Annotated in this window: 19 protein-coding genes and 1 pseudogene; 6 read left to right on the forward strand and 14 right to left on the reverse strand. The window is 37.8% G+C overall.

Annotated features, from left to right (window positions below; genetic code table 11):
* Positions 1-21 precede the first annotated feature (21 nt).
* The 3 genes and pseudogenes from SMSK564_RS10825 (at position 22) to cysK (ending at position 1,869) form a co-directional block, all read left to right on the forward strand.
* Positions 22-657: a YigZ family protein gene (locus tag SMSK564_RS10825; protein ID WP_000395755.1), complete on the forward strand. Its 636-nt coding sequence runs from the start codon at positions 22-24 to the stop codon at positions 655-657.
* Between the two features lie 93 nt (positions 658-750).
* A pseudogene (locus SMSK564_RS13785) lies at positions 751-846 on the forward strand (PH domain-containing protein); the annotation flags it as partial.
* Positions 847-942: 96 nt separating this feature from the next.
* A complete protein-coding gene (gene cysK / locus SMSK564_RS10830) occupies positions 943-1,869 on the forward strand; it encodes a cysteine synthase A (RefSeq protein ID WP_000029881.1) in 927 nt (308 codons plus the stop codon).
* 121 nt (positions 1,870-1,990) lie between these two features.
* On the opposite strand, the gene tsf is transcribed toward cysK, so the two are convergent.
* The 12 genes from tsf to yfmF all read right to left on the reverse strand — a co-directional run bounded on the left by tsf (position 1,991) and on the right by yfmF (position 13,162).
* Entirely contained in the window at positions 1,991-3,031 is a 1,041-nt protein-coding gene (tsf, locus tag SMSK564_RS10835; RefSeq protein WP_000808073.1) for a translation elongation factor Ts, read from the reverse strand.
* Between the two features lie 78 nt (positions 3,032-3,109).
* Positions 3,110-3,889 (reverse strand): 30S ribosomal protein S2, encoded by a 780-nt coding sequence (gene rpsB / locus SMSK564_RS10840; protein ID WP_000268459.1) that lies wholly within the window; start codon positions 3,887-3,889, stop codon positions 3,110-3,112.
* Positions 3,890-4,111: 222 nt separating this feature from the next.
* Positions 4,112-5,299 carry a peptidoglycan hydrolase PcsB gene (gene pcsB, locus SMSK564_RS10845; protein ID WP_000727006.1) on the reverse strand — a complete coding sequence of 396 codons (1,188 nt, stop codon included), beginning with the start codon at positions 5,297-5,299 and terminating at the stop codon, positions 4,112-4,114.
* Positions 5,300-5,393: 94 nt separating this feature from the next.
* Entirely contained in the window at positions 5,394-5,888 is a 495-nt protein-coding gene (gene mreD, locus SMSK564_RS0103015; RefSeq protein ID WP_001249452.1) for a rod shape-determining protein MreD, read from the reverse strand.
* Positions 5,888-6,706 (reverse strand): rod shape-determining protein MreC, encoded by an 819-nt coding sequence (mreC, locus tag SMSK564_RS10850; RefSeq protein ID WP_001078990.1) that lies wholly within the window; start codon positions 6,704-6,706, stop codon positions 5,888-5,890. The genes mreD and mreC overlap by 1 nt, the downstream gene beginning before the upstream one ends.
* Before the next feature lie 59 nt (positions 6,707-6,765).
* A complete protein-coding gene (locus SMSK564_RS10855) occupies positions 6,766-7,560 on the reverse strand; it encodes an energy-coupling factor transporter transmembrane component T family protein (protein WP_000377890.1) in 795 nt (264 codons plus the stop codon).
* Positions 7,553-8,392, reverse strand: coding sequence for an energy-coupling factor transporter ATPase (locus SMSK564_RS0103020; protein ID WP_000510423.1), 840 nt, complete (start codon positions 8,390-8,392; stop codon positions 7,553-7,555). Before SMSK564_RS0103020 ends, SMSK564_RS10855 begins: the two co-directional genes overlap by 8 nt.
* Entirely contained in the window at positions 8,377-9,204 is an 828-nt protein-coding gene (locus tag SMSK564_RS10860; RefSeq protein ID WP_000835727.1) for an energy-coupling factor ABC transporter ATP-binding protein, read from the reverse strand. The genes SMSK564_RS0103020 and SMSK564_RS10860 overlap by 16 nt, the downstream gene beginning before the upstream one ends.
* Positions 9,201-9,746, reverse strand: coding sequence for a CDP-diacylglycerol--glycerol-3-phosphate 3-phosphatidyltransferase (gene pgsA / locus SMSK564_RS10865; RefSeq protein ID WP_000712139.1), 546 nt, complete (start codon positions 9,744-9,746; stop codon positions 9,201-9,203). Before pgsA ends, SMSK564_RS10860 begins: the two co-directional genes overlap by 4 nt.
* Before the next feature lie 10 nt (positions 9,747-9,756).
* Positions 9,757-10,590, reverse strand: a complete 834-nt coding sequence (gene rodZ / locus SMSK564_RS10870) for a cytoskeleton protein RodZ (RefSeq protein WP_001227964.1) — start codon at positions 10,588-10,590, stop codon at positions 9,757-9,759.
* A gap of 41 nt (positions 10,591-10,631) precedes the next feature.
* Complete coding sequence (yfmH, locus tag SMSK564_RS0103025) at positions 10,632-11,915, reverse strand: EF-P 5-aminopentanol modification-associated protein YfmH (RefSeq protein ID WP_000170221.1); 1,284 nt, start codon at positions 11,913-11,915, stop codon at positions 10,632-10,634.
* The gene (gene yfmF / locus SMSK564_RS10875) at positions 11,912-13,162 is read right to left on the reverse strand and encodes an EF-P 5-aminopentanol modification-associated protein YfmF (RefSeq protein ID WP_000424283.1); all 1,251 of its coding nucleotides are present in this window, start codon (positions 13,160-13,162) and stop codon (positions 11,912-11,914) included. Before yfmF ends, yfmH begins: the two co-directional genes overlap by 4 nt.
* Positions 13,163-13,320: 158 nt before the next feature.
* On the opposite strand from yfmF, the gene yaaA reads away from it, so the two are divergent.
* Together yaaA and recF are read left to right on the forward strand one after the other, a co-directional pair.
* On the forward strand, positions 13,321-13,689 hold the full coding sequence (yaaA, locus tag SMSK564_RS10880) for a S4 domain-containing protein YaaA (RefSeq protein ID WP_000455897.1): 369 nt from the start codon (positions 13,321-13,323) through the stop codon (positions 13,687-13,689).
* 2 nt (positions 13,690-13,691) lie between these two features.
* Positions 13,692-14,783 (forward strand): DNA replication/repair protein RecF, encoded by a 1,092-nt coding sequence (recF, locus tag SMSK564_RS10885; protein WP_000266674.1) that lies wholly within the window; start codon positions 13,692-13,694, stop codon positions 14,781-14,783.
* Between the two features lie 57 nt (positions 14,784-14,840).
* Here recF and guaB read toward each other — a convergent pair whose 3' ends face one another.
* Positions 14,841-16,319 (reverse strand): IMP dehydrogenase, encoded by a 1,479-nt coding sequence (gene guaB, locus SMSK564_RS10890; protein WP_000073430.1) that lies wholly within the window; start codon positions 16,317-16,319, stop codon positions 14,841-14,843.
* A gap of 151 nt (positions 16,320-16,470) precedes the next feature.
* Positions 16,471-17,496: a tryptophan--tRNA ligase gene (gene trpS, locus SMSK564_RS10895; protein WP_000165479.1), complete on the reverse strand. Its 1,026-nt coding sequence runs from the start codon at positions 17,494-17,496 to the stop codon at positions 16,471-16,473.
* A 205-nt stretch (positions 17,497-17,701) separates the two neighbouring features.
* Here trpS and SMSK564_RS10900 point away from each other — a divergent pair, with 205 nt between their 5' ends.
* Entirely contained in the window at positions 17,702-19,324 is a 1,623-nt protein-coding gene (locus SMSK564_RS10900; RefSeq protein WP_000958766.1) for an ATP-binding cassette domain-containing protein, read from the forward strand.
* Positions 19,325-19,364: the final 40 nt, after the last annotated feature.

Genomic DNA, 19,364 nt, shown 5'->3' on the forward strand with positions numbered 1-19,364 from the left:
ATTTTTTAGTACAATTAAATCATGGAATTTAGAACAATTAAAGAGGACGGACAAGTCCAAGAAGAAATCAAAAAATCCCGCTTTATCTGTCATGCCAAGCGTGTTTATAGCGAAGAAGAGGCTCGTGACTTCATTACCACCATCAAAAAAGAACACTACAAAGCGACGCATAACTGCTCTGCCTTCATTATTGGGGAACGTAGTGAAATCAAACGTACAAGTGATGATGGTGAGCCCAGTGGTACTGCTGGCGTTCCCATGCTAGGGGTACTAGAAAATCACAATCTTACTAATGTCTGTGTGGTAGTGACACGCTACTTTGGTGGCATTAAACTAGGTGCTGGAGGACTGATTCGTGCTTACGCCGGCAGTGTCGCCTTAGCTGTCAAAGAAATTGGCATCATTGAAATAAAGGAACAAGCTGGCATTACTATTCAAATGTCTTACGCTCAGTATCAAGAGTACAGTAACTTCCTTAAAGAACATAATCTCATGGAACTGGATACAAACTTTACAGATCAAGTCGATACGATGATTTATGTTGATAAAGAAGAAAAAGAAACTATTAAAGCTTCACTTGTGGAATTTTTTAATGGAAAAGTCACTTTAACTGATCAAGGTTTACGCGAAGTTGAGGTTTCTGTAAACCTAGTGTAAATAATAGATAATACAGTGTTTCACTGATATTTTCACTGCTACTTTAATTAGCAACATAAAAAGATGCTTGCCAAGACCTACTAGAAAATGATTCAATTAAAAAAGAAAACAGATATCGTTCCACTTTATACATATTTACTAGAATTAGCCTATCACAATCGCTTAAAAATTAATGGCTTAGACCTGTGATATAAAAAAATCCTATCACTTCGATAGGATTTCTATATTTTACAAATGGTATAGATAGCGTTATACTAGAGATATCTTATACAAAGAGGTATTCATATGTCTATTTATAACAACATTACTGAACTAATCGGTCAAACTCCGATTGTTAAACTCAACAACATTGTGCCAGAAGGTGCTGCAGATGTCTATGTAAAACTTGAAGCATTTAACCCTGGTTCTTCTGTAAAAGACCGTATTGCTCTTAGCATGATTGAAAAAGCTGAACAAGACGGTATTCTGAAACCTGGTTCTACTATTGTTGAAGCAACAAGTGGAAACACTGGTATTGGACTTTCATGGGTAGGGGCTGCTAAAGGGTATAAAGTTGTTATCGTTATGCCTGAAACTATGAGTGTGGAACGACGTAAGATTATCCAAGCCTATGGTGCTGAACTCGTCCTCACTCCTGGTAGCGAAGGAATGAAAGGTGCTATTGCTAAGGCTCAAGAAATCGCTGCTGAACGTGATGGTTTCCTTCCTCTTCAATTTGACAACCCAGCTAATCCAGAAGTACACGAAAGAACAACAGGAGCTGAGATACTAGCTGCTTTCGGTAAAGATGGATTAGATGCCTTTGTTGCTGGAGTTGGTACCGGTGGAACGATTTCTGGTGTTTCTCATGCACTCAAATCAGCAAATTCAAACATTCAAGTTTATGCAGTGGAAGCTGATGAATCTGCTATTCTATCTGGTGAAAAACCTGGTCCTCACAAAATTCAAGGTATATCAGCTGGATTTATTCCTGATACACTTGATACAAAGGCTTATGATGGTATCGTTCGTGTAACGTCAGACGATGCTCTAGCACTAGGCCGTGAAATTGGTGGAAAAGAAGGTTTCCTTGTAGGGATTTCTTCAGCTGCAGCTATCTACGGAGCCATCGAGATTGCCAAAAAATTAGGTACAGGTAAAAAAGTCCTTGCTCTAGCACCAGATAACGGTGAACGTTATCTCTCTACAGCACTCTATGAATTTGAAGTTTAGTCTCCTAAATACAATTGGCCCTTATTATAGGGCTTTTTATTTTTACCTTGAAAATAGGAAGCTCTCCCTATAGGGATCGACTGCATAGAAAAAAGGAAGCAAATTTACTTCCTTTCTATAATTAGTTATTCAAGGCTGCTGCCATTGTAGCTGCAACTTCAGCTTCAAAGTCGTTTGCAGCTTTTTCGATTCCTTCACCAACTTCAAAGCGAGCGAACTCAACTACTGAAGCGTTAACTGATTCAAGGTAGGCTTCAACTGTCTTGCTATCATCCATGATGTAAACTTGTGCAAGAAGTGTGTAAGCTTGGTCAACTTTAGTGTTGTCAAGCATGAAGCGATCCATTTTACCTGGGATAATTTTGTCCCAGATTTTTTCTGGTTTGCCTTCTGCAACCAACTCAGCTTTGATATCAGCTTCAGCTTGAGCAATCACTTCATCAGTCAATTGAGATTTTGATCCATACTTCAAGTGTGGTAGAGCTGGTTTGTTAACCATTGCACGGCTTTCGTTATCTTGGTCGATAACGTGGTTCAATTGTGCCAACTCATCTTTAACGAATTGTTCATCCAATTCTTTGTAAGAAAGAACTGTTGGTTTCATCGCTGCGATGTGCATTGACAATTGTTTAGCAAGTGCTTCGTCTCCACCTTCAACAACTGAAATAACACCGATACGTCCACCGTTATGTTGGTAAGCACCAAAGTGTTGTGCGTCTGTTTTTTCAATCAATGCAAAGCGACGGAATGAGATTTTTTCTCCGATAGTTGCTGTTGCAGATACGTATGCAGCTTCAAGGGTTTCACCTGAAGGCATTGTCAAAGCAAGAGCTTCTTCATTGTTAGCAGGTTTTCCTTCAGCAATAACTTTAGCTGTGGTATTTACCAATTCAACGAATTGAGCGTTTTTCGCAACGAAGTCAGTTTCAGCGTTTACTTCAATAACTGCTGCAACATTACCGTTAACGTAAACACCAGTCAAACCTTCTGCAGCAACACGGTCAGCCTTCTTAGCTGCCTTAGCCATACCTTTTTCACGAAGCAATTCAATCGCTTTTTCGATGTCACCGTCTGTTTCTACAAGCGCTTTTTTAGCGTCCATAACTCCGGCACCAGATTTTTCACGCAACTCTTTTACAAGTTTAGCTGTAATTTCTGCCATTTTGATTCTCCTATATTTTTTAAAAATAGGAGAGCCGGGCTAAGCCCCGCCCTCCTAGGTAATTACTATTTATATGAATTAAGCGTTGTCGCCTTCTACAACTTCAACGATTTCTTCGATTGAATCTGCTTGAGCTTCTGAAGCTGCAAATTCTGCTTCAACTGCTGCTGCATCTTCACCTTGACGTCCTTCGATGATAGCGTCAGCCAATTTAGCTGTGATCAATTTAACAGCGCGGATAGCATCATCGTTAGCTGGGATGATTACATCGATATCATCTGGATCAGTGTTTGTGTCAACCATCGCTACAACTGGGATTCCCAATTTCTTAGCTTCTTTAACAGCGATTTGCTCTTTATGTGGATCAACTACGTACATAACATCTGGGATACGAGGCATATCTTCGATACCACCCAAGAATTTTTCAAGACGTGCACGTTGTTTGTTAAGAAGTGCAACTTCTTTCTTAGGAAGAACTTCGAAAGTTCCATCTTCTTCCATACGTTTGATTTCTTTCAAACGAGCGATACGTTTTTGGATTGTTCCCCAGTTTGTAAGAGTTCCACCCAACCAACGGTGGTTGATGAAGTATTGACCTGAACGTACTGCTTCTTCAGCAACTGCATCAGCCGCTTGCTTCTTAGTACCAACAAACAATACAACTGCATCGTTAGCTGCTGCATCACGCATGAAATCGTAAGCTTGGTCAGCGTATTTTACAGTTTGTTGCAAGTCGATAACGTGAATTCCGTTACGCTCAGTAAAGATGTACTTAGCCATCTTAGGGTTCCAGCGACGAGTTTGGTGACCAAAGTGTACACCTGCCTCAAGAAGTTGTTTCATTGAAATTACTGCCATGAGTATTTCTCCTTTTTGTTTTTTCCTCTTCTTGACTTCAACTCGCAAAACGACCCAAGGGCAACTGCTTCACAATTCATCAAGAATGAGTATTATCGTTCACACGACAATTTTCATTTTACCATACTTTTTCAATATTTTCAAGCTATTTTGATATAATTTTTAATAGAGATTATCACAGTAAAACCTGAAAAGAGGGCTCTATTCGAGTCCCTCTGTAAATTAATCTGCATAAATATATGTTACAAAACCTGACGATGTAGTTGTCGGATTGAACCACCCACGATGATTTCCAAGCGTGCGATTACCAGCATAATTTGATTCTGACACTTGGATACGTGTTGTTGATTCTACAGCAGTGACTACCGCTACGTGTCCATAGCCACCATCATTCCAACATGCAATCGCACCAACTTGAGGTGTTGAACCTGTACGGAATCCTGCAGCAGCTGCACTTGTAGCCCACTGCGCTCCATTACCCCAATAGTCTCCAGCCCAAGGTGCTAATGTTTTAACTCCCCATGTACATTCTCCAATTGGATAGCTTGAAGCATTTGTACTGTATGTTGGGCGTTGTTTGACTGCCACAGGAGTATATGTTGCTGATTCCGAAGAAGCTACAGCTTGAACCTGTGCTGCAAAAGTCGTATTTCCAGAAGCAACAACTGTTTGTTGTTGACTTACTTGTTTTGCCTTGTAAGCTGCTTCTGCCTCTGCTGCTGCTTTTGCTGCTACTTCTGCTTCTGCTTTTTTCTCTAGCAAACTTGCTTTTTCATCTTCTGCTGTCGCTTTTTCAGCAGCAAGATTTAATTCTGCAGCCTTCAACTCAGCTTGTTTTGTTGTTAGAGCTTGCGCATCATCAGACAATTTCTGTTGATTTGCAATTACTGTATTAATTGCATCATTGTTTGCTACTTGTTTTTCAGAAATTGCTTTTTTATCTGCTTTTTGTTGTTCCAACATTTTGTTGTTAGCAGACACGATTTCATTCATTGCTGCTACACGTGAAATAGCTTCTGTAATTGATTTTGAGTTTACAATCGTATTGATGTAGCTAGTTGCAGCTCCATTTGTTTGAGCACTACGAGCTTGCTTTTCCAAAGAATCATTACGAGACACAATATTTTTAGAAAGTTCTGTAATCTCATTCTCAAGTTTTTTAGATTCTGCTTGTAATCTATCATTTTCAGCTTGCAAGTTAGATTGCTCAGCTTGAATAGCTGATACTTGCTCCTGAATTTGGTCAACTTGTTTTTGGGCTTCTTGTTGTTGTGCTGTTAAGTTACTAATTTTATTATCTTGAGCAGCAATTTTGTCATCAGTCGTTTCTGCATGCGCAGTTGTTAAAATAGCTACTTGAGAAACCATTACTGTACTTAATAAAAGTGACGCTAAGATTTTTTTCTTCATATTACGTAGATACTCCTTCTTTTAAAGACAATACTAGTATACCAAAAAAAAGGCCTAATGAATATTACGCCTTTGTTACATTTTTGTTTCTTTCTTATAGATAATATCTTTCAAAAATAAACTGAAAAATAAGCATCCACACAAGATTTAAAATCATGGATGGTACTAGGCTATAAACGATAAAAATCGGCAGACTATCTACAGTTAAACCTACCGCTAATGCAAAGAGATAAGCTCCCATATCAAATAGAAAAGTCATGACAATAATTGCCAACATTCTCGTCCAACGATTCAACAAAATAACACTATTCAATTTATGAAGAAAGGCTCCCAATAAGATAAATAAGAGAGTTGCAATCCCTATTAGATGGAAAAAGTAAACATCGTAAACCAAGCCTATCACAAAACAATAGACTAGGTAGAGATACTCTGATACTTCTATCGTCTCAAATAATAGAAATAGAAAAAGAAAATGACTAGCCAAATGTACATGGGGGAAAAATGAGCCCAGAAGCTGGCTAATATGGGCGTCAATTAGAACAAAGAAAGGAAGCAATAAAAACACTCCAACCCGCTTCAACTGTCTCATTATGAATTCCCCACTAATTCTATCACATCCACATTATGAGTATCTGCACTCAATTTAACAGTTACTTCTCGTGTCAAATAGTCTGTACTATGCGTTGTGGCAACCACTTCACCAACAGGAATATCCGCAACGTTAAAGTTTCCTAATCCACCCGTTGTCACCTTATCGCCTGTACTAATATCGCTATTGCTATTTAATTGGCTAATTTTAAGAACTTCATTTTCCTTGTCGTAGCCAACAACAATTCCATAAATTGTGGTAGTGCCGTGTTGAATTTTAACAGAAATCTTATCTGCATTTTCCGTATTTGTCAAAAGGTTGACCATAGTAGAGTTGTCCTCCACTTTTGAAACACTCCCAATCAAGCCACCATTTGCAATAGCTAACATGTTCTCAGAAGCACCTTTTGATCTACCTGCATCTAAGGTCAACTCCTGCTTCCAAGATACCGGAGAACGCATAATAACATCTGCTGCCAAAGTCTTTGTAGCTTGCAACTTGGACTTCATATCAAGCAATTGGCGCAATTGTTCATTTTCTGTCTTTAAACTTTCCACCTCATTTGCTTTGACTTCTAACTGGTAAATCTGTTTCTTCAAACTTTCATTTTCATTATATGTTCGTGTCAAATGAGCCAGATCTGATTTGACAGAATCAAACCACCGAAAAGGTTTTTGCACAACCCTATCAACCAATGAGATTCCATCTCCTAATTTTGTCACAATTGTACTTGAATAAGTCGTAGCTAAGAGAGCTGACACAAGCAGAACAGTGACAAAAACAATAATGACATATTTTGATTTTTTAAAACGGTTCATATCCCTACCTTTATATCAAGAACTGTTACAGTAACTTTTAATCAATTCTTTAAATGCTACTAAGATTTTAAGAAAAATAAGCAACAACCAAGTACGATAATAACAAGAATGGTCAGCGTATCCTTTCGAGTCCATTTCAATTGTCGGTATTGACTTCTACCTTTTCCACCCTGATAACCACGCGCTTCCATGGCGATAGCCAAAGAATCTGCACGTTTTAAACTTGTCGCAAAAAGAGGAATCAAAATAGGAATCATAGCCTTTACTTTTTGAGCAATGCTTCCTTCACCAAAATCCACTCCACGCGCTTTCTGTGCATTCATAATCCGCGTCGTATCATCCATTAAGGTCGGAACAAAACGTAGACTCATGGACAGCATCAATCCAATTTCATGAACCGGAACTTTCACACGCTTTAAAGGCGCTAATAAAGCTTCGACAGCTGATGCCAAACTTAAGGGCATGGTCGTTAAGGTTAACAAAGTTGAAAAGAAAATAATCAATACAAAGCGACAAAAAATAATCCCAGCTTGTTGCAAAGCATAATCTGTGATTCTCACAAACGAAAATTCAAATAAAACATTCCCATTAGAAATGAAAAATAGTTGAAAAATAGTTGTGAAGGCAATCAAGAAAAACATAGACTTCAAGCCCTGAATAAAAAATGAAAGAGATACTCCTGACAAGGCAATAAAGATCCCTGTCGCTATAAAAAGAATTAAATTCGTCAAGGGATTATTAGCCCAAAAAACGATTAAAATCAGTAGCATCATAGCCAGTAATTTGCTACGTGGATCCAACCGGTGAACAATCGAATCCCCTGGGATATAACGCCCCAAAATCATACTATCCATTTAGCGACTCCTTGAACTCCTCTATCTTAATCGGTAATCGTTTAAATGACACGCCTCTATCAGCCAATCGTTTACAAAAGGCCGTAATTTTAGGTACTCCCAACTGCACTTCTTCCATAAAGACAACATCTTGAAAGACATCACTTGGCTTACCACCCTTAACTAAACGTCCCTTTTCCATCACATAGACTTGATTCACATATTCAGCAACATCATCCATCAAATGCGTTACCAAGACAATGGTCATCCCTGACTGGTGGAGTTTTTTGAACAAATTCATCAACTCTTTTCTACCCAGAGGATCCAGGCCTGCTGTGGGTTCATCTAAGACTAATACAGCTGGTTCCATGGCAAGTATGCCTGCAATGGCCACACGTCTCATTTGTCCCCCTGACAGCTCAAACGGGCTACGATTTAAAAGTGATTCATCAATTCCAACCAGAGCCAGTTTCTCACGCGCAATCTTCTCCGCATCTTCTTCAGAAACTCCAAAATTTTGCGGTCCAAAAGCAACGTCTTTCAAAACCGTTTCTTCAAAAATCTGATTTTCAGCAAACTGAAATACCAAGCCAACTTGTTTTCTAATTTGACGAATATCTTTATTTTTAGAAGTCGAGGTGATTAAGGTATCAAAAACTCGCACACTCCCTTGACTTGGAACCAATAAACCATTTAATAGTTGTAAAATAGTTGATTTGCCACTACCTGTATGCCCAATTAACGCCGTATAAGAACCATCTTCAATCGTCAAAGAAACATCCGACAAAGCTGTTGAAGCTAAGGGAGTCCCTTCTTGATATGTAAAACTCACATTTTCTAGAGCAATTCCCATAGCTTATCCTCTAGCTCACTTTCTGTCAAATAATTTTCAGGTAAATCATAGCCATTCTGGCTCAAAGAATGTTTTAATTGATTGGCAAAAGGATCGTCTAATCCAATTTGATCTAAATCATTTCGAGAGAAAAGTTCTCTTGGGCTACTAGTTGATTCAATTTCCCCTTTTTTCATGACCAATACGCGGTCACTCATGGCAACTTCTTCCAAATCATGGGTAATAGAAATGACCGTCATATCATAGTCTTTCCGAATTCCCTGTACTGTCTCAATCAGTTCTCTACGCCCCTCAGGGTCCAACATACTCGTTGCTTCATCTAAGATTAAAATAGCTGGTCTTAGGGCTACAACGCCTGCAATGGCCACACGTTGCTTTTGGCCACCTGATAGACGCGCCGGCTCTCTCTTTTTAAAGTCTAACATGCCAACTAAAGCCAGAGCTTCTTCCACTCTCTTTTTCATTTCTTGACGAGAAAGGCCCTGATTTTCCAAACCAAAAGCAACATCATCTTCAACAGTCGCTCCAACAAATTGATTGTCTGGATTTTGAAAAACCATACCGATTTGACGACGTATATTCCAAACATTTTCCTCAGTCAGCCGTTGGCCATCAATTACAATCTCTCCGGATTCCGCTTCCAGTAAGCCGTCAATTAATCGAACCGTCGTTGATTTACCACTACCATTATGCCCTACAATCGAAAGCCATTCTCCACGTTTCACGTGAAACGTAATATCTTTCACATCATAGTATTCCTGACTTTCCTTATAGCGAAAAGAAAGATTTTTTACATCAATTATTGATTTCATTTCGAACCAAATGTCCCTTTAAATACATAAGCACTACCCTTGAAATAATCATAGCCAGAGTAGATAGTGAAAAACAAGGCTACATAAAGTAGAACTTGACCAAGCAAAGTCCAATGTAATAGCAAGAAAATAATGGCAAACATCTGACTGAAAGTTTTAATTTTTCCAGGCATTGCCGCTGCTAAAACCGTTCCGCCAGTTTCAACCAGTAAAAGCCTTAAACCTGTCACAGCCAACTCACGACAGATGATTACTGCAACAATCCAAGCAGGAGCCATACCTAACTCAATCAGCATAATAAAAGCCGACATAACTAGTAGTTTATCCGCCATAGGATCTGCAAATTTACCGAAATTACTGACTACATTCCATTTACGAGCTAAATATCCATCTAAATAGTCGGTAATACTGGCAACAGCAAAGATAATAGCTGCCACTATATGACTCTCTGTCGAATTTCCTATCGTTAAAACAAAGATAAAAATAGGTATAAAGAGAATTCGACCTATTGTTAAGAGATTGGGAATTTGTTCTTTTTTCATTCGTTTTTCCTTAATTTTTAGTAAAGGTTACAGTGATTTGTCCAGTCTGAGCTGTTAATTTCGATAAATCAACAGTCTGATTATCTACTGTCAAAGCAACACCTTTTACAACACCTAACGTAATGGTTACAGGATTTTTTGTTGCAACTGTTGCTTCTGCACTTTTCTTCTCTGGCGATAAGGTTACACCGCCCTCAAGTTCGCTTTCTGAAATGCTGACCCAACTTGTAACATCTGAAACTGCCAATTGCAATTTAACTGTTTCCTTACTTGTCTTATAAGCTATGTCTACATGATTTCCTTCGCCTGATACACTTATCGCTGATTCTACACTAGAAGAACTGCTAGATGAACTACTACTTGAGGAGTGGGGAACAGAGCTAGTTGAACTTGTTGATTGAACCACACTGTAATTAGAAAGAGAAGGTCCCTCTGGTTGAGTTTGAATATAGTTCCAAACATAATAGGTCACAAAAATTAAAATCGATAAGGCAAAAAGGATAAAATAAAATAAAGGTAAAAAGGATGTTTTTTTCTTCTTTTTCTTACTTGAACGCCTACGACCTGTCAACTCGTCTTCATCAACATCTACTTCCTCATAAGTAATCATACTCCCAGAATCATAAGCATCCAAAACAATTTGATCATCTAACTCAACAGCCCATGCATATTTTCTCAAGAAAGAACGCGTGTAAAAAGGACTTGGAAGTTGATCGAAATCGTCTGCTTCCATTGCTTCCAACATATCTAACTGGATTTCTGTCTTTTTCTGCAATTCATCTAAACTCAATCCCTGATTGATTCTAGCTAATCGTAAAACCTCACCAATTGTTTTTTTCCTCATACTTGTCATCCCTTCTTTCTAGTGTCTATTATGATAGGTTACTACGATGGGAATATTGTAAAATCAACTATGTCACCATCATCTATTAAGTGATGTCCTGCTTCAAGGACATCCTCTAAAGTAATTTCCTGTAAAATTTTCGGTAAATCAAAAATTGTCTCACCATGTTCAAAAGCATCATATTGCGTTGCAATAAATTCAAGAGAGTTCATGCTACTGAAAAATTCTCCAAACATCTCTCTTTTGATAATATCTAAATGATCCTCTGTAATATCTAAATCCTTTGTAAAATTACGAATGGCCTTCCTAAATTGATGAGATAAAGCAACTGGCTCTTTCGTATCCATTGTCAACATAACAAAATGAAAGCGACTTGTTACTTCAATTTCAAGAGATAGGGACGCATCTATTTTACCTGATTCATATAACTTTTGAAAACGATCCGAAGTCCAACCAAACATCATTGCAAACAATAATTTTAATAAAATATGATGTCGATAGCAATCCGCCTCAGAAACTCCTCGCTTACCTCTAACTCCAATCGCTAGTTTGGGAGAAGATACTTCCATTCTCATACTATCTGTTGGTTTTACATCTTGTAAAAGCAACTTTTCTCTTGCTACTTCCTGAACATCTAAATCTTTCAATTCTTTTCTTTCAAAATAGTCCTGTACTTGATCCACATCAAAATTGCCAACTAAAAACAGAGACATGTTTACAGGTTTGTAAAACTTTGTAAAATTTTCTTGCAAATTCGTTAGATAGATTTGGGAAATGGACTCCTCACTTCCAACTATATCCGTTGCTAAAGGTGTGCCAGGATATAAATTCGCTAAGGTTGAAAAGAATAAACACGAATCTGGATCATCTTGATACATTTCTCGTTCTTGCTGAATAATATCCTGCTCTCTTAAAATGGAATCTTCAGTAAAATGTGCTGATGTTACCAATTCATCAAGTAAATCTAAATTTTCTAAAAAATGATCCGTTGCTGAAAAAAGATAGCTTGTTTTTGTAAAGCTTGTAAAGGCATTACTATCTGCACCTAGACTCGTAAAAGCCGACATCAAATCGCTAGAATCTTCTCTCTCAAATAATTTATGTTCAAGAAAATGAGCAATTCCCGCAGGATATTCTTTTACATCTCCGTCAACTTCTGTGACAAGCGTATCTACCGAACCAAATTGTACAGTTACACTCCCGTAAACCTCTTTAAATTCCTTTTTAGGCAAAAGAGCAACTGTCAATCCGTTGGCCAAACGAGTTCGATAAACCATTTCTTTTACAGCTGGATAGTATTTTTCTTCAAAAACAACCTTTGTCATTCTATTCCTTCCATAAAGTAAATCGCTTGTAGTTTCACATTATTAGCTGCTCTACAAATAGCATCTTTGTCAACTTGCTCGAGTTTTGTAATCCAACTTTTAAAGTCTGCTGAAGATTTTCCAAGTAAGGCATTTTGATAAGCACGTTCAATCAATGAACCTTGATTATCTTGAGAAAGTAACAAAGACCGACGAATCATTTCCTTGGTCTGCTCTAACTCAAGCTCTGTAAAATAACCTTTTTTTAAATCAAGCAGTTGATTGTTCATCATTTTACGAGCCTGATTCCGATTTTCTCGATCAATACCAGCATACATCCTCAAAAATCCACTAAATAAATCAAGCTGACTTGAAATAGTATAAGCTAATCCAGCATTTTCACGGACATTTGTAAAGAGCTTAGAATGAGCAAATCCACCCAGTAAACCATTCATTACAATCATGGGTAAATGTTGCTCATCACCATATTCAGAAGGGCAATGATAACCTAATTCCAAAATGGATTGTCCCACATTTTTCCGAACCACACCTTCCTGAAGGATATTGGAATAAGGTTGACAATACTGGACCTTCACATCTCCTTCTCGACCTTTAAAGGCAAATGATTCTAATACATTTTGAATTTCAACCTCATTAAAATCACCTAGGAAAAAGAAATCGATTCGATCATTGGCCAAAAATTCTTGGAAACAAGAATAAGAACTTTGTGGAGTTTCAGCTAAAATACGATTTCGTAAATCACTATATTCCAATTGGAGACGTTCATCATGAAAAAATAATTTATCTAATTCTTTATGTGCGAAATAAAAAGAATCATCCATATCAGCTGCTAAACTTGCTAGCAATTGCTTTTTCTCAATTGCAAATAAGGCCGAATCAAACCCATTATCAACTATCACGGGTGAAAAAAGAGTTTCTTTTACTAGTTCCAAAACTTGTGAAGTCAACACATTTTTCCTACTTAAAAACTCATCACGAACATAGGTAAATGTCAATTCTACAATGTGACTTTTCCCTCTTCTGAAACAATTGGTTGACATATCTGTACCGTATAGACTGGCCAAGTGTCTCCTCAAAGCTTGAGAAGTAGGGTACATCAGATTAGCAGTCTCTAGCATACTCGCACTCAACATGCGACCTGCAATCGTATCAAGAGATAATGGAGCTGTAAAACGCACGGTAATTTTGTTCGTTTTAAACTTTTTTGATTGGATAAAATGTGTTGAAATTCCATGCACTAACTCCATGATTTACCTCCTTATATACAGACTTCTATTATATCACGAAAACCTGAAATTTTCTTGTTCTCTGTAACACTTTTGAAATAAAAATCGCTTACATTTCTTCCTGTTTCTCTCACTATTTTTAGGAAAATATGGTATAATACCAAAGATTGAGGTGAATTATGGAATACAAATTATTTGAAGAATTTATTACCCTCCAAGCACTACTCAAAGAACTTGGAATTACACATAGCGGAGGAGCTATCAAATCATTTCTCTCTGAACATTCTGTTTACTTTAATGGGGAATTAGAGAGTCGTCGTGGTAAAAAACTTCGTATTGGCGATAAAGTTGACATCCCTGACATGAATATTGACATCTTGTTGACACAACCTACTTCTGAAGAACAAGATGAATACCAAGCTGATAAAGTTGAAAAAGAAAGAATCGCTAAACTTGTTAAGGAGATGAATAAAGGAGTAAAAAAAGACAAATCAAAACCTACTTCATCACCCAAAAGCAAACAAGCTCCGCGATTCCCTGGTAGATAATCATGTGGCTACAACACCTATCTCTCAAGACTTTTCGTAACTACAAAGAGACGAAAATAGACTTTAATCCTAAATTAAATGTCTTTTTAGGACGCAATGCACAAGGAAAAACAAATATGCTAGAGGCTATCTATTTTTTAGCCTTAACGCGTAGTCATCGAACTAGAACAGATAAAAATCTCATTCATTTTGATGAGGAACAACTTCATCTTTCAGGTCTCGTTCAGAAAAAAACTGGATCCATTCCCCTAGAAATAGAACTAACACAAAAAGGCCGTGTGACAAAAGTTAATCACTTAAAACAGGCACGCCTTTCAGATTATGTAGGACACATGAATGTTGTTTTATTTGCTCCTGAAGATTTACAACTAATTAAAGGAGCACCTTCGGTTCGACGAAAATTCATTGATATGGAACTTGGACAAATCAAGCCAATCTATTTATCTGACTTAACCAATTATAACCACATCCTAAAGCAAAGAAACACTTATCTAAAATCAGCTCAAAAAATAGATGAAACCTTCCTTTCAGTCTTAGATGATCAGCTAGTTAATTATGGATGTCGTGTGATGAATCACCGCTTAGATTTCATAAAAAAACTAGAATCATTTGGGCGTAAGAAACATTTTGAACTCTCTAATCAGATTGAAGAGTTGTCAATATCCTATCAATCTTCTGTCAAGCTAACTGACAAAGAAGACTTATCCGAATCTTTCAAAATTGCTTTAGAAAAAAGTAGATCCAGAGATTTATTTAAAAAGAATACTGGTGTCGGTCCTCATCGAGATGACATTTCTTTTTATATAAATGGGATGGATGCTAGTTTCGGAAGTCAAGGACAACATCGTAGTCTCGTCCTCTCGATAAAATTAGCAGAAATCGAATTGATGGAAAGCATTACTACAGAATCTCCAATATTACTGCTTGACGATGTTATGAGCGAACTTGACAACACTAGACAACTAAAATTATTAGAAACGATTTCTCATTCAATCCAAACCTTTATCACAACAACAAGCTTAGATCATCTTCAAAATCTGCCAGAAAATCTAAGTATCTTTACTATTCAGGATGGTAAAGTTTCTGTAAATTAAAATTGACAACATCGTAAAAGAACTCCTGTTTTCACGGGAGTTCTTTTCATTGTTTTTTTACATAGAATAATTTGGTGCCTCATTAGTAATTTGCACATCATGAGGATGACTTTCTTTCAAACCAGCACCAGACATTTCAATAAATTGAGCATTATCGTGTAGTTCTTTAAGGTTAGCTGCACCACAGTAACCCATACCAGAGCGAATACCTCCAATCATTTGGAAGACAATATCAGCTGCCGCACCTTTATAAGCAACACGACCTTCAATTCCTTCTGGAACAAGTTTGTTTGCTTCATTGACAGAACCTTGGAAGTAACGATCGCTTGAACCTTTCTTCATAGCAGCAATTGATCCCATACCACGGTAAGTCTTAAACTTACGTCCTTGGAAGATTTCAGTTTCGCCTGGAGCTTCATCAGTTCCAGCAAACATTGATCCAAGCATAACTGCATTTCCACCTGCAGCAAGGGCTTTTACAATATCTCCAGAATACTTGATTCCACCGTCAGCAATGATCGTTTTACCATATTCACGCGCAACAGCTGCAGCATCGTAGATAGCTGTTACTTGCGGAACACCAACACCAGCAATCACACGAGTAGTACAGATAGAACCTGGGCCAATACCAACCTTGACAACGTCTACACCTGCTTCATAAAGGGCACGTGCACCTTCAGCAGTAGCAATATTTCCAGCAATCAAAGTACGATCTGGGAAGTGAGCACGAATCTCAGCAATTTTACGCAAGACACCTGCAGAATGACCATGTGCAGTATCAATAACAATCGCATCCGCCCCTGCCTCAAAAAGCGCCTCTGCACGTTCAAAGGTATCTGAAGTAACACCTACTGCACCTGCAACTAGAAGACGACCAAACTCATCTTTCGCCGCATTTGGAAACTCAATAACTTTTTCAATATCTTTGATAGTAATCAAACCAGAAAGACGGCCTTCTTCATCGACCAACGGAAGCTTTTCAATACGGTGCTCTTGAAGAATACTCTCAGCTGTTGAAAGATCTGTACCTACAGGAGCAGTCACAAGATTTTCACTGGTCATATGATTTGAGATTGGTTGGTTATAGTCTGAAATAAAACGAAGATCTCGGTTTGTCAAAATACCAACCAATTTACGATTTTCAAGTGTTTCAACAACTGGAACACCACTGATACGGTAACGCCCCATAAGCTCATCAGCTTCAGCAATTGTATGTTCAGGCGTCAAGAAGAAGGGATCAATAATAACTCCATTTTCAGAACGTTTTACCTTACGAACCTCGTCTGCTTGTTGAGCAATTGACATGTTTTTATGGATAACTCCGAGACCGCCTGCACGAGCAATAGCAATGGCCATTTGACTCTCTGTAACTGTGTCCATAGCAGCGGTAATAATTGGGATATTTAAAGTCAGATTATCTGCCAATTTAGTTGTTAAATCTGCATCGTTAGGCAACACATGACTTTCAGCTGGAATAAGCAATACATCATCAAAGGTAAAACCTTTTTTCAAAAATTTAGTGTCCCAATTAGACATTCGAAGTTTCCTCTTTTCTTTATTTTTGAGCTTGACTCTTTTTATATTGTATCTATCATACCATTCTATAAAAATTTGTCAAATGTTACAGGGGTAAATAAAAAACTATCTTTTCTTTGAGATAGAAATGATAGTTTCTTGTAAAATAAACTTAGTTAAAGTAATGAAGTCCCATTGCTCCTTTAACCTCAGATAGGGTTTGACCTGCAACTTCACGCGCTCTTTCACTACCTTTTTGAAGCATATTATAAACTTCTCCCATATCCTTAGCAAATTCGATACGGCGCTCACGAATAGGACCCAGTTCACGTTCTAATATTTCAAGTAGATAACGCTTGGTCTTCACATCACCAAGACCACCTCGTTGATAATGTTCTTTCATGTCAGCAATTTCTTGAGCATCTTCTGGGCGACCAAAAACATCTAGATAATGGAAAACCATATTTCCCTCAATCTTACCTGGATCTTCCACTCGAATATGATCTGGATCTGTATACATACTCATTACTTTTTTACGCAAAGTATCCGCATCATCAGCTAAATAAATACCATTATTGAGTGATTTAGACATTTTAGCATTTCCATCTAAACCAGGCAAACGCCCTGCTCTCTCATTTTCTGGATAAATACCTTCCGGCTCTACCAAGACATCACAGTTATATGCATTGTTAAAAGAACGAACAATTTCACGAGTCTGCTCAATCATTGGTTTCTGATCTGTCCCAACAGGAACATAATTAGCCTTAAAAGCAGTGATGTCAGCTGCTTGAGCGATTGGATAGACCAAGAATCCTGTCGGAATGCTTTCTCCAAATCCTTTCTGAGCAATTTCTGTCTTGACAGTTGGATTGCGCTCCAGACGTGCTAATGACACCAAATTCATATAATACATAGACAACTCAGCCAACTCTGGAATCTGGCTTTGAATAAAAATAGTTGACTTACTTGGATCCAATCCAACTGCAAGATAATCCAAAGCCACATTTCCAATAGACTCTACAATGGTTTGAGGATCTTTGGCATGATCTGTCAAGGCTTGTTGGTCAGCCAAGAACACAAACATATCATACTTATCCTCTTCCTGTAATGATACTCGATTTTTGAGACTTCCAACATAATGTCCAATATGCAATTTTCCTGTTGGACGGTCTCCTGTTAAAATAATGGGTTTAGTCATTTTGTTCTCCTTCGATATAGTCCCTTCAATTATAGCATTTTTTTAATGAAATAACCGTAATTTATCAAAATAAATCAGTCTTGCTATTTACAGATTTGTGTAAAGGATGCTGTAAATGTAATTTACACAAAATTGACAAATAAAAATTTGAATATTTCTGTATTTTCTAGTAGAATAAATATATTACGTATATAGGAGAAAAACATTGCTTACAGTATCTGATGTTTCACTACGTTTTAGTGATCGCAAACTTTTTGATGATGTCAATATCAAATTTACAGAAGGAAATACTTACGGATTAATTGGTGCTAATGGTGCCGGAAAATCTACCTTTTTAAAAATTTTAGCCGGAGATATCGAACCTACTACTGGTCACATCTCTCTTGGTCCAGATGAACGTCTCTCTGTTCTTCGTCAAAATCACTTTGACTATGAAGATGAACGTGCCATTGATGTTGTTATCATGGGAAATGAAAAACTTTATAGCATCATGAAAGAGAAAGATGCTATCTACATGAAGGAAGATTTCTCAGACGAGGACGGGGTTCGTGCTGCCGAACTCGAAGGAGAGTTTGCTGAGCTTGGAGGCTGGGAAGCAGAAAGCGAAGCCTCTCAACTCCTTCAAAACCTAAACATTCCAGAAGAATTACACTACCAAAACATGAGCGAATTGGCCAATGGTGAAAAGGTTAAAGTTCTCCTTGCCAAAGCACTTTTTGGTAAACCTGATGTTCTTCTCTTGGACGAGCCTACCAACGGTTTAGACATCCAATCAATTACATGGTTAGAAGACTTCTTGATTGACTTTGATAACACAGTTATCGTAGTATCCCACGACCGTCACTTCTTAAACAAAGTATGTACTCACATGGCCGACCTTGACTTTGGAAAAATCAAACTCTATGTCGGAAACTACGACTTCTGGAAGGAATCTTCTGAGCTTGCTGCTAAATTGCTAGCAGACCGTAATGCTAAGGCGGAAGAAAAAATTAAGCAACTCCAAGAATTCGTTGCTCGCTTCTCTGCTAACGCATCTAAATCTAAACAAGCAACTTCCCGTAAAAAGATGCTTGATAAGATTGTCTTAGAAGAAATCATTCCATCTAGCCGTAAATACCCATTTATCAACTTTAAAGCTGAACGTGAGATCGGTAATGATCTCTTGACAGTAGAAAATCTATCTGTCAAGATTGACGGTGAAACTATTCTTGACAACATTAGCTTCATCTTGCGTCCAGGTGATAAGACAGCGCTTATTGGACAAAATGACATCCAAACGACTGCACTAATTCGTGCAATCATGGGGGACATTGACTATGAAGGAACTGTCAAGTGGGGAGTAACTACTAGCCGTTCTTACTTGCCAAAAGATAACTCGGCAGATTTTGCAGGAGGAGAGTCAATCCTTGACTGGTTGCGTCAATTCGCAAGTAAAGAAGAAGATGACAATACTTTCCTACGTGGCTTCCTCGGCCGTATGCTCTTCTCTGGAGATGAAGTTAACAAACCTGTAAATGTCTTATCAGGGGGAGAAAAAGTTCGTGTCATGCTTTCAAAACTTATGCTCTTGAAATCAAATATCCTTGTACTTGATGATCCAACAAATCACTTGGACTTGGAATCTATCTCAAGCTTGAACGATGGATTGAAAAACTTTAAAGAATCAATCATCTTTGCCAGCCATGACCACGAGTTTATTCAAACTCTAGCTAACCATATCATTGTCTTGTCTAAAAATGGCGTCATCGACCGTATCGATGAAACCTATGATGAATTCCTAGAAAATGCAGAAGTACAAGCAAAAGTTAAAGAACTTTGGAAAGACTAAATAAAACTTCAAAACTCAGTTGGGTTAACCAGCTGAGTTT

Source organism: Streptococcus mitis SK564 (assembly GCF_000148525.1).
GTDB classification, from domain to species: domain Bacteria; phylum Bacillota; class Bacilli; order Lactobacillales; family Streptococcaceae; genus Streptococcus; species Streptococcus mitis_H.